The sequence below is a fragment of the Bradyrhizobium sp. NAS96.2 genome, assembly GCF_001908235.1.
In the GTDB taxonomy this organism is placed as follows: domain Bacteria; phylum Pseudomonadota; class Alphaproteobacteria; order Rhizobiales; family Xanthobacteraceae; genus Bradyrhizobium.
Genome location: NZ_LGHK01000181.1, coordinates 22,721 through 36,442 on the forward strand (window position 1 = coordinate 22,721; position 13,722 = coordinate 36,442).

Below are 13,722 nucleotides of genomic sequence, written 5' to 3' on the forward strand. Positions count from 1 at the left end.
GTTCAGCTTCGCGAAGCTTACTTCTTCGCCGGCGCCATCTTGTTGTCGGCGGGCTTCGGCGCATCCTTGGCCGTATCGGCCGGCGCCGTGGTGGCCTTCGGCGCGTCCTTCGCCGCATCCGCGGCCGGCTTGTCCATGCGCTCGACCTTGGCGGCTTCGCGCAGCTTAGCGACGTAGTCGGCCTGGGCCTTGCGGGTCACATAGGTCTCGATCTGGGCCTTCACCTGCTCGAAGTCGGGCGCCTTGCGGTTGCGCTTTTCCTCGACCTTGATGATGTGCCAGCCGAACTGCGACTTCACCGGATCGGAGATCTTGCCCGGCTCGAGCGTGAAGGCGACCGCGGAGAATTCCGGCACCATCTGCTCCTTGGTGAAGAAGCCGAGGTCGCCGCCGTCGGAGGCGCCGGGGTCCTTGGACTTCTTCTTGGCGAGCTCGGCGAAATCGGCGCCCTTGTCGAGCTCGGCCTTGATCGCCTTGGCATCGTCCTCGGTCTCGACCAGGATGTGGCGGGCGCGCACCTCCTGCTCGCCGGTGATCTGCTTGGCGGCCTCTTCATAGACCTTCTTCATGGCGTCGTCGGTGGTCGCGGCCTTGCCCTCGCTGGCAAGCAGGCTGTCCATCAACAGGCGGTTGCGGGTGAAGGCGAGCCGCTTCTTGAAGTCGTCATTGTTCTCGATCTTCTTGTCCTCGGCGGCCTTGGACACGATCTTCATGTCGATCAGGAAGGACAGCACATTGTCCTTGCGGGTCGAGGGGTCCATCTGCTGCAGGCTCGGGCCGAGTTCCTCCTCGGCGAGCGCCACGTCGCTGGCGTGGATCTCGGATCCGTTCACCTTCGCCAGCACCGGGTCGGATTCCGCGGCGCGGACCGGGAGGCCGGCAGCCAGCACTGCGACAAGACAGCCCGTGGCGGCCAGGGTGGCGAGGCCGAGGCGCAGGCCGGTTTTGGTTTCCGGAGGCGAGGTGGTCATGCAAAATCCTTGGTCTAAAGGGGGGAAGCTCGAGCGGGGCGGACACTCGCCCAATCGTGTTACATTGGCAACGCGAAAGTCTTGTCAAAATGATGAATTCCTTGACATCTTGGCGGCGTTGACAACCCCCCGACCGGGCCATATCTCTGGCCGACCGTGTCAGCAGTGAGAGCGCTTATTTTGCTGCGTTTTTCGCCGTTGAACCCAGGATGGCCCGTTTCCCACTCAATTGGCTAGGGAGCCCCGGGCCGGGGCTCGAACCGTAGCGCGTCACGGTGAGTTGATAGGCGATCCGGCGGACCATCTCAGGCTGTATTCCAAGACTGAAATCCAAGACAAAAATCCAAGATAAAAATCCAAGACTTCCAAGCAAGACGTCCAAGACTGAACCAAGACCGAACTCGAGACCGAAGAACAGGAATTTCGCATGATCGGCGCGCTCGCCCGCAAGTTTTTCGGCTCCGCCAACGACCGTCGGGTCAAGGGGTATCAGTCCCGCGTCAGCGCGATCAACGCCCTGGAGCCCGAGCTCGTCAAACTGACCGACGATGAGCTCAAGGCCCGCACCGCCGAATTCAAGCAGCAACTCGCCGGCGGCAAGACGCTCGACGACATCCTGGTTCCGGCCTTCGCCACGGTGCGCGAGGCGGCCAAGCGGACGCTCGGCCAGCGCCATTTCGACGTCCAGCTGATCGGCGGCATGGTGCTGCACGAGGGCGATATCGCCGAGATGAAGACCGGTGAAGGCAAGACGCTGGTCGCGACGCTGGCGGTCTACCTCAACGCGCTCGCCGGCAAGGGCGTCCATGTCGTCACCGTGAACGACTACCTCGCCCGCCGCGACTCCGGCTGGATGGGCCAGATCTACGCCTTCCTGGGGCTCACCACCGGCGTGATCGTGCACGGCCTCGACGACGCCGAGCGCAAGGCGGCCTATGCCTGCGACATCACCTACGGCACCAACAACGAATACGGCTTCGACTATCTGCGCGACAACATGAAGTACCGCCTGGAGGACATGGTCCAGCGCGAGCATTTCTACGCGATCGTCGACGAAGTCGACTCCATCCTGATCGACGAGGCGCGCACGCCGCTGATCATCTCCGGCCCGCTCGACGACCGCTCGGACTTCTACAACACCATCGACACCTTCATGCCGCAGCTGACCAAGGTCGCCGATTACGAGGTCGACGAGAAGCAGCGCACGGTGACGCTGACCGAAGGCGGCATGGAGAAGCTCGAGAACCTGCTGCGCGACGCCGGCCAGCTCAAGGGCGATTCGCTGTACGACGTCGAGAACGTCTCCGTCGTGCATCACGTCAACCAGGCGCTGCGCGCGCACACGCTGTTCACCCGCGACAAGGATTACATCGTCCGCGACGACGAGGTGGTCATCATCGACGAGTTCACCGGCCGCATGATGCAGGGCCGGCGCTATTCGGAAGGCCTGCACCAGGCGCTGGAAGCCAAGGAGCACGTCACGGTCCAGCCCGAGAACCAGACGCTGGCCTCGATCACCTTCCAGAACTATTTCCGGATGTACCAGAAGCTGTCCGGCATGACCGGTACGGCGCTGACCGAAGCCGACGAACTGTTCGACATCTACAAGCTCGAGGTCGTCGAGATCCCGACCAACCTGCCGGTGGCGCGCCTCGACGAGGACGACGAGGTCTACCGCACCCAGAACGAGAAGTACGCCGCGATCCTTGCCGAGATCGAGCGCGCCAACAAGCGGCTGCAGCCGGTGCTGGTCGGCACGGCGTCGATCGAGAAGTCGGAAGTGCTGGCCGAGTACCTGAAAAAGCACGGCTACAAGCAGATCGACTTCACGTCCGAATCCGGCATGGAGAAGCTTTATGCCGCGGCGCGTGCGGGCAAGCCGGCGAAGCTGTTCGCGGTGCTGAACGCGCGCTTCCACGAGCAGGAAGCCTATATCGTCGCGGAAGCCGGCGTGCCGGGCGCGATCACGATCGCGACCAACATGGCCGGCCGCGGCACCGACATCAAGCTCGGCGGCTCGCTCGAGATGCGGATCCAGCAGGAGACCGCTGCGATCACCGACGAGGCCGAGAAGGCCAAGAAGATCGAGCTGATCAAGGCCGACATCGAGCGCTTCCGCGAGATCGTGCTGAAGGCGGAAGAGGATTTCGAGATCGAACCCGCCAAGGGCAACAAGCCGGCCAAGACCGTGAAGAAGCCGGGCGGCCTCTACATCATCGGCTCCGAGCGCCACGAATCCCGCCGCATCGACAACCAGCTGCGCGGCCGTTCCGGCCGTCAGGGCGATCCCGGCCGCTCGAAATTCTTCCTGTCGCTGGAAGACGATCTGATGCGCATCTTCGGCTCCGACCGGCTCGACAGCATGCTGCAGCGGCTCGGCCTGCAGGAAGGCGAGGCCATCATCCATCCCTGGATCAACAAGGCGCTCGAGAAGGCCCAGCAGAAGGTCGAGGCGCGCAACTTCGACATCCGCAAGAACCTGCTCAAGTTCGACAACGTCCAGAACGACCAGCGCAAGGTGATCTTCGACCAGCGCGTCGACCTGATGAAGGACGACAGCGTGGTCGAGACCGTGACCGACATGCGCCACGCCTTCGTCGAGGACGTGGTCGCCAAGCACATCCCCGAGCACGCCTACGCCGAGCAGTGGGACACCGCTGGCCTCAAGGAAGAGCTGAAGCGCGTGCTCGATGTCGACCTGCCGGTCGACGAATGGGCGAAGGAAGAGGGCATCGCCGACGAGGAACTGCTCAACCGCATCGAGAACCATGTCGACGAGCGCATGGCGGCGAAGGTCGCGCAATGGGGCCCCGACGTGATGCGTTACGTCGAGAAGACCATCCTGCTGCAGACGCTCGACCATCTCTGGCGCGAGCATCTGATCATGCTCGATCATCTGCGCCAGGTGATCGGCCTGCGCGGCTATGGCCAGCGCGATCCGTTGCAGGAGTACAAGACCGAAGCCTTCAATCTCTTCCAGGAGATGAGCGCGCATCTGCGCGAGGCGGTCACCGCGCAGCTGATGCGGGTCGAGATCGTGCCGCCGGACGAGCCGCCGCAGCCGCTGCCGGTGATGGAAGCGCACAAACTCGATCCCAACACCGGCGAGGACGAGTTCGCCCACGCCAGCCTGCTCGAGGCCACCTACGCCCAGGCCTCGCTGGCGCCGGGAATGCCCGCCGCCGACCGCAATCCGAACGACCCGGCAACCTGGGGCAAGGTCGGCCGCAACGAGGACTGCCCCTGCGGCTCAGGCAAGAAATACAAGCACTGCCACGGCAGGTACGCGTAGCCTGCTGCGATTGTCGCGATTGTAGGGTGGGCAAAGCGAAAGCGTGCCCACCCTGTCTTGCGTTGTTCTCGAGGGTGGCACGGTTCGCTTTGCCTACCCTACCGTCTGCCACGACATGTACGTGTAAGCCGCTGCAAGCGGTGACGTGCCACTATCGTAGCCGCATCGCCGTCAGCCGGCGTAGGCCCTGTCGAGATCGGCGATCACGATCTTCTGCATCTTCAGCATCGCCTGCATGACGCGATCGGCGGCCCTGCGGTCGGGGTCGCCGAGATAGCGGCTCAGCGCGGTCGGGATCACCTGCCAGGACAGGCCGAAGCGGTCCTTGAGCCAGCCGCAGCGCGATTCCTGGCCGCCGTCGGTCAGCTTCCCCCAGAAGTAGTCCACCTGCTCCTGGGTCTCGACGCTGAGGAAGAACGACACCGCCTCGTTGAACTTGTGCTGCGGCCCGCCATTGAGCGCGTAGAATCGCTGCCCCTCGAGTTCGAAACTCGCCATGAAGTCGCTGACGGTCTCGATCTCGGCGTTCGGGAACACCGACTTGTAGAAGGCGACCGCGTCGCGGACGTTGTTGTCGAGCCAGAGGAACGGTGTGATCGAAGGCATGACGGGATGTCCTCGCTAGTTTGTCGATCAGGTGGACCTAAAGCGCCCAGGCGCGAAGGCTGCGCCACGGGCGCGCCCAAAGGACGCACTGGTCCGCCATATCCCGACATTTCCCTGCCGGTCTTTTTTTCGATGATTTTCGATCGTGGCGGCGCCCCGCCGGCCCGGCCTCAATTGGCGCTGCCGATCAGGCTTTCCAAGAGGCGCTTGAGCTCGGTGGTCGACTTGTCGCCATAGCTCTCGACGATGTGCTCCTCCTGGCTCACCGCCAGCGAATTGAGCCGGCGGCACAGCGCCTTGCCGCGGTCGGAGACGAACATCAGCACCTTGCGGCGATCCTTGGGGTCCTGGACGCGGTAGACCAGCGCGTCCGACACCATGCGGTCGATCATCTTGGTCAGCGTTGGATGGTTGAGCAGCACAGCATCGGCGAGCTCGCCCATCGAATGGCCGTTGCCGTCGGACAGAACCTTCAGGATGCGCCACTGCTCGACCGGCACGCCTTCCTTGGCCAGCCGCGTCTCCAACTGCCGGTTGATCTCCCGGTTGGCTTGCGCGAGCAGGTAGGTGAGGTGTTCGGTGATCGGGGAGTTTTCTTTCGGCGGTTTAGCCACGGCGTGAGACCTGGTTCCTGACCCGGTGAATGAATGTCCGGCAATGCATGCCATTTCTATATGCACTTCAATTGTTGAATATTCAATATTTTCCCCTAGGATATTCCCCCAACCAAAGGGCGGATGCCGCGACCGCCCGCTGGCTGCGTTGCGTATTGCTTCCCAGACAGGAGTTGGCGTGCTCTCGACGGTCTCTTACCAGGCGTATGGCGGCTTGCCCGTCGCGCCGCCGCACCTGTTTCGAAGTCCGTCGTCCTGTGCGGCCGATCTCGCTTTGACCGTCAAGCCGGGCTCCTCGCGCCGTGGCGGCACCGACGGCAAGCTTCGGATCGGCAATTTCATCACCTTCTCCGGCGCGCCCGGGATCTGGGGGCCGATCTCCGCCAACAGCGTCATGCTGGCGGTCGCCGAGATCAACCGGCGCGGCGGCATCCGCGGCCGCGAGGTCGAACTGTCGATGTACGACGCCGGCGGGCCGATCGAGGAGGTGGTGCGCCGCGCCGAGCGGGCGATCACCTACGACGAGATCGACGTGATCATGGGCTCGCACATCAGCGCGGTCCGGCTCGCGCTGCGCAAGGTCACGAGCGGCCGCATCCCCTATGTCTACACGCCGGTCTATGAGGGCGGCGAGCGGACGCCCGGCGTGATGGCGATCGGCGAGACGCCGCGGGCCGAGAGCCGCCCGGCGATCCACTGGCTCACCGAGGTCAAGAAGGCGCAGCGCTGGTACCTGATCGGCAGCGACTATGTCTGGCCCTGGCAATCGCATCGCGCGGTGAAGCGCTACATCAAGGAGGCCGGCGGCCAGGTGGTCGGCGAGGAGTTCGTCCCGCTCGGCGAGGACGATCACGAGCCGCATCTGGCGCGGATCCGCGCAGCAAGGCCCGATGTCGTGCTGATCACCCTGATCGGGACCGACAGCATCACCTTCAACCGCGCCTTCGCCGAGGCAGGGCTCGCCGCCACCACGCTGCGCTATGCCGGCGCAATGGACGAGACCGTACTGCTCGGCATCGGTCCGGACGCGACCGAGAACCTGTTCTGCGCCTCCGGCTATTTCGGCTGCGTCGGCTCGCGCGCCAATGACGAGTTCCAGACCAGCTACCGCGCGATGTTCGGGGCGCACGCGCCGCCGATCGGCTCGGTCGGGCAGTCGAACTATGAGGGGATGCGCTTCCTCGAAGCGGCGGCCAACCGGGCTCGCTCGCTGTCGACAGGGCCGCTGTCATCAGCGGCGCGCAACCTCGTCTACAGCGGCGCGCGCGGCACGGTCACCATTCGTGACGGCCGCGCCGAAATGCCGATCTATCTTGCCGAAGCCGACGGTCTCGACTTCAATGTGATCAAGACGATCTAGCTTGGCACCGTCGTCCGCGAGGGCGATGCCGTGGGGCGGCGCGCCGGTGCCAGACAGGAGCAGGTATGCATTCGACGCTCAACGTCACGGCAAGAGACCTCCCGTTCCCGCCATCCCTGCTGTTCAGGAACCTGGCGTCGGCGGCGTCGGACCGCGCGCTTGCGCCGATGGATCGTGGCGGATTCGGTCCGCGCGGTGCGCGCAACCGGCTGCGGATCGCCGGCTTCGTCTGTTGCTCCGGTTCGCCCGGGATGTGGGGGCCTGCCGCGACTTCGACCGCGCAGCTCGCGGTTAGCGACATCAACCGGCGCGGCGGCATCCTCGGCCGCGAGATCGAGTTCCAGGTCTACGACGCCGGCGGGCCGATCGATGAGGTGATCGACCGCGCCGAGCAGGCGATTGCGTCCGACGAGGTCGATCTCATCATGGGCATGCACACCAGCAGGGTGCGTGTCGCGCTGCGTGGCCTCATCACCCGCAGCAGGATCCCCTACATCTACACGCCGGTCTATGAGGGCGGCGAGCGGACGCCGGGCGTGATTGCGATCGGGGAGACGCCGCGCTGGCAGAACCGGCCGTCGATCCACTGGCTGTCCGAAGCCAAGCGCGCCTCGCGCTGGTACCTGATCGGCAGCGACTATGTCTGGCCATGGCAGTCGCATCGCGCGGTGAAACGCTACATCAAGGAGACCGGGGGCCTCGTGGTCGGCGAGGAGTTCGTGCCGGTCGGCGAGGACGATCACGAGGCGGCGCTGGAGCGGATCCGCGCGGCGAAACCCGATGTCGTGCTGATCTCGCTGATCGGCACCGACAGCGTGACCTTCAACCGCGCGTTCGCCGATGCCGGGCTCGCCGCCACCACACTGCGCTTTGCCGGCTGTTTCGACGAAACCGCACTGCTCGGCATCGGCGCCGACAAGACCGAGAACCTGTTCTGCGCCTCCGGCTATTTCCCCTCGGTCGGCTCGCAGGCCGGCGACGAATTCAGGGACCGCTATCGCGCGATGTTCGGGGCGTTCGCGCCGCCGGTCGGGTCATGCGGCGAGTCCGCCTATGAAGGCTTCTGCCTGCTCGAGGCTGCCGCCAGGCGTGCCGGCACGCTGGACCTGCGGCCATTGCTCGCGGCAGCCGACAACCTCGTCTATCGCGGTCCGCGCGGTCCGGTCACGGTGCGCAGCGGCCACGCCAGGATGCCGATGTATCTTGCGGAAGCCGACGGTCTCGACTTCAGGGTGATCAAGGCGATCTGATTCTTTCTTCACCTCTCCCGCTTGCGGGGGAGGTCGCATTGCATCGAAGATGCAATGCAGGTGGGACTCTCTCCACCATGCCACTCGTTGAGACACCCACCCTGACCCTCCCCCGCAAAGCGGGACAGGGAGCTCGTGAAATAATACTTGAAAAGGAAAATATTTCCGTTTTCAATACAGCGGCGGGGTGAGCGGTTCGCGCGGCGTCAACGCGCAGCTCGCTGCCCTGCGCCGAGGGATCAGATCCAAGATCAAAAACTTCAGGAGAGCGCCGTGACCGTCGTCCTTCCCACGCCAACACAACTTCGCGCCGTCGCCGAGCAGTGCGGCTTGTCACTCACCGATGAGGACGTGGCCTCGTTCCGCGGCCTGATGCAGGGTTCGATCGAGGCCTACAACCTTGTCGCCCAGATGCCGGACGAGCTGCCCGAGGTGAAATATCCGCGCACGCCCGGCTATCGTCCGGCGCCAGAAGACAACAAGCACAACGCCTGGTATCGCAAGTCGACCGTGAAGGGCGCGGCCTCCGGCAAGCTCAAGGGCAAGACGGTGGCGCTGAAGGACAACATCATGCTGGCCGGCGTGCCGATGACCAACGGCTCGTCGACGCTGGAAGGCTATATCCCCGACTTCGACGCCACCATCGTCACGCGCATGCTCGATGCCGGCGCCGAGATCGCCGGCAAGACCCACTGCGAACATTTCTGCCTGTCCGGCGGCAGCCACACCGGCTCCTACGGGCCGGTGCACAATCCGCACAAGATGGGCTATTCGGCGGGCGGCTCGTCGTCGGGCTCCGGCGTCGTCGTTGCGCTCGGTGAGGTCGACATGGCGATCGGCGGCGACCAGGGCGGCTCGATCCGCATGCCGTCCTCATTCTGCGGCACCTACGGCATGAAGCCGACCTGGGGCCTCGTGCCCTACACCGGCATCATGCCGATCGAGATCTATGTCGACCACACCGGCCCGATGACCGCGACCGTGGAAGACAACGCGCTGCTGCTCGAGGTGCTGGCCGGCGACGACGGCTACGATCCGCGCATCAAGGCGCCGAAGGTCGAGGACTACACCAAGGCGCTGGGCAAGGGCGTCAAGGGCATGAAGATCGGCATCCTCAAGGAAGGTTTTGAGCAGCCGACCGCCGAAGCCGCGGTGAATGAGAGCGTGCGCGAGGCGGCCAAGCGCCTCAAGGATCTCGGCGCGTCGGTCGAGAATGTCTCGATCCCGATGCACATGGCGGGCGGTGCGATCTGGACGCCGATCGGCACCGAGGGTCTGACCCAGACCATGATGTTCGGCGACGGCTATGGCCTCAGCCGCGGCGACCTCTATTCCACCTCGCTGATGGATTTCCATCGCGGCTGGCGCCGCCAGGCGGATTCGCTGTCCGAGACCACCAAGCTGTTCATGATGCTCGGCACCTACATCAACAACACCTTCGGTCCGCGCTTCTACGGCAAGGCGCTCAACATCTCCCGAAGGCTCGCCGCGGCCTACGACAAGGCCTTCAAGGACTACGATCTGCTGCTGATGCCGACCACGCCGATGAAGGCGACGAAACTGCCCGAGGCCAATGCCAGCCGCGAGGAATATGTCGCGCGCGCGCTGGAGATGATCTCCAACACCGCGCCGTTCGACATCACCCACCACCCCGCAATGTCGCTGCCCTGCGGCATGGTCGACGGATTGCCGGTCGGCGTGATGCTGGTCGGCCGGATGTTCGAGGAATCCACCATCTACCGCGCCGCGCACGCGTTCGAGCAGGCCGGCGACTGGAAGAAGATGTGAGGCGCCGCTTGTCGCAGACCGGAGGGATCGAACACCATGGCTAGCACCTTCGCCGCGGTGTTCGAGATCGTGAGCTTCGGCGCCATCATCGTGCTGGTCGTGCTCGGGCTCGGCATCATCGCCAGCATGATGGGCATCTTCAACTTCGCGCAGGGCGAGTTCGTCCTGCTCGGGGCCTATGTGACCTACCTGGCCTATGCTCATGGCGCGCCGGTCTGGGCCGGCATGATCGCGGCGCCCTTCGTGGTCGGCGCGCTCGGCTTCGTGCTGGAGGCGCTGATCATCCGGCGCTTCTACGCCGCACCGATCGTGGCGATGCTCGGCACCTATGCACTCGGCCTCATCATCCGCGAAAGCGTCCGCGGCCTGATCGGCGGCTTCTATCTCACGGTGCCGGAGCCGATCGGCGGTTCGATCGACCTCGGCTCGGTCCACATCTCGGCCTGGCGCTTCACCATCATCGTGATCACGCTGCTGGTGATGGGCGCCTGCTATCTGCTGCTGGCGCGCACCAGCTTCGGGCTTCGGGTTCGCGCCACGCTGGAGAATCCTGCGCTGGCGCGGGCGTCGGGCATCTCGACGCCGTTGATCTACGGCGCGACCTTTGCGTTCGGCGCGGCGCTGGCCGGGCTCGCCGGCGCGTTGATCGTGCCGGTGTTCAGCCTGTTCGCCGATCTCGGCATTCGGTTCCTGATCCAAGGCTTCGTTGCCGTGATGGTCGGCGGGGTCGGCTCGTTCATCGGTCCGGTCGCCGGCGCAGGCGTGATCGGCACGCTCAGCGCCGCGCTGCCATGGGTCATGTCGCCCGTCGTCGCCGACGTGCTCGTCTTCGTGCTCGCCATCGCCTTCATCAAATTCCGGCCGCAAGGCCTCATTGCTGGGAAAGGGGTCTAATCACCATGTCGATTGAACGCATGAACCTGACGCGCCGCCGCTTCATGAGCAATTTTGCCTTCGCGACCGGCGCACTCGCGACCGGGGTCGGCAGCTGGGTGATCAGGCCGGATTGGGCCAACGCCGCCGAGGGCCCGATCAAGGTCGGCATTGCGACCGACCTGACCGGCCCGATCGCCTATGCCGGCAACGCCGACGCCAACGTCGCCAAGATGGTGATCAAGGAGATCAATGCCGGCGGCGGCCTGCTCGGCCGGCCGCTCGAGCTCTACATCGAGGACACCGCCTCGAACGAATCGGTCGCGGTCGGCAATGTCCGCAAGCTGATCCAGCGCGACAAGGTCGACATCGTGCTGGGCGGCATCACCTCGTCGATGCGCAACGCGATCAAGGACCCGATCGTGGCGCGCGGCAAGACGCTCTACATCTATCCGCAACTCTACGAGGGCAAGGAGTGCACGCCCTATCTGTTCTGCACCGGGCCGACGCCGGCGCAGCAATGCGACACCTTCATTCCCTGGCTGATCAAGAACGGCGGCAAGAAGTTCGCGCTGCCGAGCGCCAACTATGTCTGGCCGCACACGCTCAACGTCTACGCCCGCAAGGTGATCGAAGACAACGGCGGCGAGGTCGTGTTCGAGGAGTATTACCCGCTCGACCAGGTCGACTTCTCGGCCACGGTGAACCGCGTCATCTCCAACAAGGTCGACGTCGTCTTCAACACCGTGATCCCGCCGGGCGTCGGTCCGTTCTTCAAGCAGCTCTATGAAGCGGGCTTCCTCAAGAACGGCGGCCGGCTCGCCTGCGTTTACTATGACGAGAACACGCTCAACATCAATCAGGCCAACGAGATCGAGGGGCTGGCGAGCTGCCTCGACTATTTCAAGGTGCTGACCAAGGAAGATCCGTTCGACGCCAAGCTGCAGGCGGCTTACGAGAAGGATTTTCCCGGCAACTTCCTGTTCGCGGCCGGCAGCGCCGCCACCGGAACCTATCGCGGCCTCAAGCTGTGGGAAGCCGCGGTCAAGGAAGCCGGCAAGGTCGACCGCGAGTCGGTCGCGGCCGCGCTCGATCACGCCAAGATCGCCGAAGGGCCCGGCGGACCGGCCGAAATGGTGCCGGGCAAGCGTCACTGCAAGATGAAGATGTACACCGCTGTTGCCAAAGGCGGGAACTATGAGATCGTGGCGCGCAGCGACGGTCTCGTTGATCCCAAGGAGTGCTGAGCGATCCATGGGTGGAGCAAGCGAGGCCGTCGCACGCGTCGGTGAGGAACCAGATGTCGTGACGGGTGAAAGTGCACCGGCCGCACGCGCGCCGGCGGGACAGGCGTCGGCAGGATGGAAGGTCCTGCCGATCGTGGAAGGGCTGGTGCTGCTGATCGCACTGGTCCTGCCATGGGTGCTGCAGGATTATCTGACGGTGTTCGCCACCCGCGTGGTGATCCTCGCGCTGTTCGCACTGTCGTTCGATCTGGTGTGGGGCTATGCCGGCATCATGAGCTTCGGCCAGGCGCTGTTCTTCGGCGCCGCCGGTTACGGCGTCGCGCTGATGGCGCGCGATCTCAACGTCACCTCGATCCTGCTGATCCTGCCCGCCGGCACGCTGATCGGCCTCACTGCGGCGCTGCTGCTCGGCGGCTTCCTGCTGCTCGGGCGCTATCCCTCGAGCGTGATCTTCGTCTCGCTCGGCACGCTGACCGGCTCCTATGCCGCGGATCGGCTGGCGCGCGGCTGGTACTATCTCGGCGGCCAGAACGGCATCCCGTCGATCCCGCCGCTCACCCTCGGCAGTTACGAGTTCGAGGAGGGGCCGGTCTACTACTACATGGTGCTCGGCATCCTCGTCGTGGTCTATCTGCTCTGCCGCTTCCTGGTCCGCTCGCAATTTGGCCTCGCGCTTGCCGGTCTGCGCGAGAATGAGCAGCGCATCGCCTTCTTCGGCTACAAGGCGCAGCATCTGAAGGCGATCATCTTCGCGGTCGGCGGCACCATCGCCGGCCTCGCCGGCAGCCTCTATGCCTTCCACGAAGGCTTCGTCTGGCCCAACATGCTGGGTGTCGTGTTCTCGACCCAGGTCGTGCTCTATGTGTTGTTCGGCGGCTCCGGCACGCTGATCGGCGCCGTGATCGGCACCGTGATCATCGAGGGTGTCTCGTTCTGGCTGTCGGACAATTACCGCGACGTCTGGCCGATCATCCTCGGCGTGCTGCTGCTGCTCGTCATCATGTTCCGCCCGCTCGGGCTGATCTCCTTCGTGCTCGGCGAGCGCGAACGGGTCGGCAGTTTCGGCAAAGCGCCCAGTAAGGAGTCCGGCAATGCCGCTCCTTGAGGCGTCAGGGATCAGCAAGGTGTTCGGCAAGCTCACCGCGCTTGACGGTGCGGCGCTGACCGTCGGCGAGAACGAGTTCCACGGCCTGATCGGGCCGAACGGCTCGGGCAAGAGCACGCTGATGAAATGCGTCGCCGGCGCCGAGGTGCCGACCACGGGCAAGGTCAACTTCATCAACACTGACATCACGGCATTCACGCCGACCGAGCGCGCCCGCGCCGGCATGAGCCTGAAATTCCAGATCACCTCGGTGCTGCCGACGCTGACGCTGTACGACAACATCCTGCTGGCGCTGCAGGCGCATTGCTCGCTGTTCGATCTCGTGCTCTCGCGCACCCGCAGGAAACTGCATGATCAGGTGATGACGATGCTGACCCAGTTCCGGCTTGCCGATCGCGCGCATGATCCCGCAGCGGCGCTGTCGCATGGCCAGCAACAATGGCTCGAGATCGCGATGGCGCTCGCAGGCCGACCGCGTCTGTTGCTACTCAACGAGCCGACGGGCGGCATGAGCCTCGAGGAGCGCCGCGTCACCGGCGAATTGTTGCAGCCGATCAAGCAGCATTGCTCACTCGTCATCGTCGAGCACGATCTCGATTTCATCCGCGACATCTGC

The 13,722-nt window shown here is 64.6% G+C and carries 11 protein-coding genes; 8 read left to right on the forward strand and 3 right to left on the reverse strand.

Annotation, left to right across the window (positions count from 1 at the left end; all coding sequences use genetic code 11):
• Positions 1–17: 17 nt before the first annotated feature.
• The gene (locus AC628_RS31895) at positions 18–971 is read right to left on the reverse strand and encodes a peptidylprolyl isomerase (protein WP_074130729.1); all 954 of its coding nucleotides are present in this window, start codon (positions 969–971) and stop codon (positions 18–20) included.
• Positions 972–1,398: 427 nt separating this feature from the next.
• Here AC628_RS31895 and secA point away from each other — a divergent pair, with 427 nt between their 5' ends.
• On the forward strand, positions 1,399–4,263 hold the full coding sequence (gene secA, locus AC628_RS31900; protein WP_074130730.1) for a preprotein translocase subunit SecA: 2,865 nt from the start codon (positions 1,399–1,401) through the stop codon (positions 4,261–4,263).
• A gap of 171 nt (positions 4,264–4,434) precedes the next feature.
• Here the strand turns inward: secA and AC628_RS31905 are convergent, their stop codons facing one another.
• The gene (locus tag AC628_RS31905; RefSeq protein WP_074130731.1) at positions 4,435–4,869 is read right to left on the reverse strand and encodes a VOC family protein; all 435 of its coding nucleotides are present in this window, start codon (positions 4,867–4,869) and stop codon (positions 4,435–4,437) included.
• Between the two features lie 170 nt (positions 4,870–5,039).
• On the reverse strand, positions 5,040–5,483 hold the full coding sequence (locus AC628_RS31910) for a MarR family winged helix-turn-helix transcriptional regulator (protein ID WP_038387042.1): 444 nt from the start codon (positions 5,481–5,483) through the stop codon (positions 5,040–5,042).
• Positions 5,484–5,661: 178 nt separating this feature from the next.
• On the opposite strand from AC628_RS31910, the gene AC628_RS31915 reads away from it, so the two are divergent.
• From AC628_RS31915 to AC628_RS31945, 7 genes are all read left to right on the forward strand, one after another.
• On the forward strand, positions 5,662–6,843 hold the full coding sequence (locus AC628_RS31915) for a substrate-binding domain-containing protein (RefSeq protein ID WP_074130732.1): 1,182 nt from the start codon (positions 5,662–5,664) through the stop codon (positions 6,841–6,843).
• A 65-nt stretch (positions 6,844–6,908) separates the two neighbouring features.
• Positions 6,909–8,093: a substrate-binding domain-containing protein gene (locus tag AC628_RS31920; RefSeq protein WP_074130733.1), complete on the forward strand. Its 1,185-nt coding sequence runs from the start codon at positions 6,909–6,911 to the stop codon at positions 8,091–8,093.
• 273 nt (positions 8,094–8,366) lie between these two features.
• Positions 8,367–9,881 carry an amidase gene (locus tag AC628_RS31925; protein WP_074130734.1) on the forward strand — a complete coding sequence of 505 codons (1,515 nt, stop codon included), beginning with the start codon at positions 8,367–8,369 and terminating at the stop codon, positions 9,879–9,881.
• A gap of 36 nt (positions 9,882–9,917) precedes the next feature.
• Positions 9,918–10,775 carry a branched-chain amino acid ABC transporter permease gene (locus AC628_RS31930; protein ID WP_074130735.1) on the forward strand — a complete coding sequence of 286 codons (858 nt, stop codon included), beginning with the start codon at positions 9,918–9,920 and terminating at the stop codon, positions 10,773–10,775.
• Between the two features lie 5 nt (positions 10,776–10,780).
• Positions 10,781–12,001, forward strand: coding sequence for a substrate-binding protein (locus AC628_RS31935; protein WP_074130736.1), 1,221 nt, complete (start codon positions 10,781–10,783; stop codon positions 11,999–12,001).
• A gap of 7 nt (positions 12,002–12,008) precedes the next feature.
• Complete coding sequence (locus AC628_RS31940) at positions 12,009–13,106, forward strand: branched-chain amino acid ABC transporter permease (protein ID WP_245321432.1); 1,098 nt, start codon at positions 12,009–12,011, stop codon at positions 13,104–13,106.
• Positions 13,093–13,722: ABC transporter ATP-binding protein (locus AC628_RS31945; protein ID WP_074130738.1), on the forward strand; the 630-nt coding region annotated here is incomplete at its 3' end. The genes AC628_RS31940 and AC628_RS31945, both read left to right, overlap by 14 nt.